General features: G+C 63.1%; 1 pseudogene. It reads right to left on the reverse strand.

Annotated elements, in window-relative coordinates:
• Positions 1 to 268: 268 nt before the first annotated feature.
• A pseudogene (locus IVA82_RS21210) lies at positions 269 to 1,474 on the reverse strand (IS481 family transposase).
• Positions 1,475 to 1,554 lie beyond the last annotated feature (80 nt).

Below are 1,554 nucleotides of genomic sequence, written 5' to 3' on the forward strand. Positions count from 1 at the left end.
AGCTCGTACCTAAGACATGGGTGACAACCTCGTGCCGATCGGGTTGTCGGGCTGTTGCAAGGTCATTTACTCCAAAGTCGATCCCGTTGATCCCGGGTGCGGACTGTGCGTTCCACCGTGGCTCCATGGCACGGCCAATTTTTGCTCGGCGCACGCCGCCGCCGTCAACCCCGCGCGTGCCGCGCCCCTGCGGGCTTCGGGGGTTGACCGCGACGGCGGGGCCGAGCAACGGGCTGCCATGCCAAGAATGCACAAGAGCGCGTCTGGTTCAGAGTGCCGCGGCGAGGGCTGGGACATCGGTGAGGGGCTTCGTGCTGAATGGGTTGTCGAGAGGTTGCAAGGTCTTCTGCTCGAGATCGAAATATCCGAGATCGTAGTGCATGAAGCTGACGAGCCAAATGCCGTCATCGACTTCCTTGATGCCGAGCTTTTGACCGGCCAGCACGGTCGAGATGTTGATCCTTTTGCGATGCAGGCAGAGGCGACCGCAAGCGGTGACGACGACGTCGCGATCGTGGAGGGGATAGGTCAGTTCCGGCAGGCGGCATAGGGGCGCGCTGAGGCCGTATAGAGCTCGGCGGGGCACTTCATGTCGAGCGCCTCATGCGGTCGTTCGGCATTGAACTCGCGGACGAAGGCATCGAAGCGTTCCTGCTGCTGCAGGCTGTTGAAGCCAGGCGGCCGTGTCGCCTCCTTTTTGAGGGTGAGGTGCATGCGCTCGTGCCGGCCGTTCTGCTGTGGATGACCGGGGCCTGATGCGCTCGATGGCAATGCCAAGCCGAAGCCATCAGACCGACAGTTTGGACAGATTGAACAGGGCATTGGGACTGGCAAAGGGGACGCCATTGTCGGAGCGAATGGCCAGCGGCAGGCCGCGCTCGCAGAACAGGCGCTCGAAGGCGGTGATGGCAGGATCTTCGCGCGTCGAATCGAGCGCTTCGCACAGCAGCAGGAAGCGCGAGGCGTGGTCGCTGACGGTCAACGGGAAGCAGTAGCGGCCGTTGCCGAGCTTGAACTCGCCCTTGAAGTCGGCACACCACAGATCATTGGGAGCCGTGCCTTGCGACAGCGGCGTGCCGCGCGCGCGATGGCGTGGGGCGCCCCCACGTTTGACGAGGCCGTGACGGTCGAGGACCGCATGAATCGTGCTTTTGGCCGGCACCCGGACGTCGCCGTCGAGCCGTCGCACCAGGAGCTCGCGGATCTTGCGTGCCCCCCAGTGCGGCTTCTCGGCCTTGAGCTGGACGATCAGGGTCTCGACTTGTTGCGGGAGCTGATTGGCGTAACGCACCGGCCGCCGAGAGCGATCACTGAGCGCCTCCAGGCCGTGCTCCTTGTAGCGCTCGAAAATCTTGTAGCCGGTCTTACGGGATATCCCGAACTCCCGGCAGACCTCGGTCATGGCTTCCCCATCAAGAAGCCGGGCGACAAAGCGAAGGCGCTCTTCCATTACCGAACTCGCTTTCCACGGCATCCACACCTCCCGCAGAACAAAAGCGGAAAGTGTAACCCATGTGCCCGGTACGTTTTGTCACCTATGTCTCGGGCCGCTCA

It is taken from the genome of Bradyrhizobium sp. 142 (genome assembly GCF_023074015.1).
Classification (GTDB): domain Bacteria; phylum Pseudomonadota; class Alphaproteobacteria; order Rhizobiales; family Xanthobacteraceae; genus Bradyrhizobium.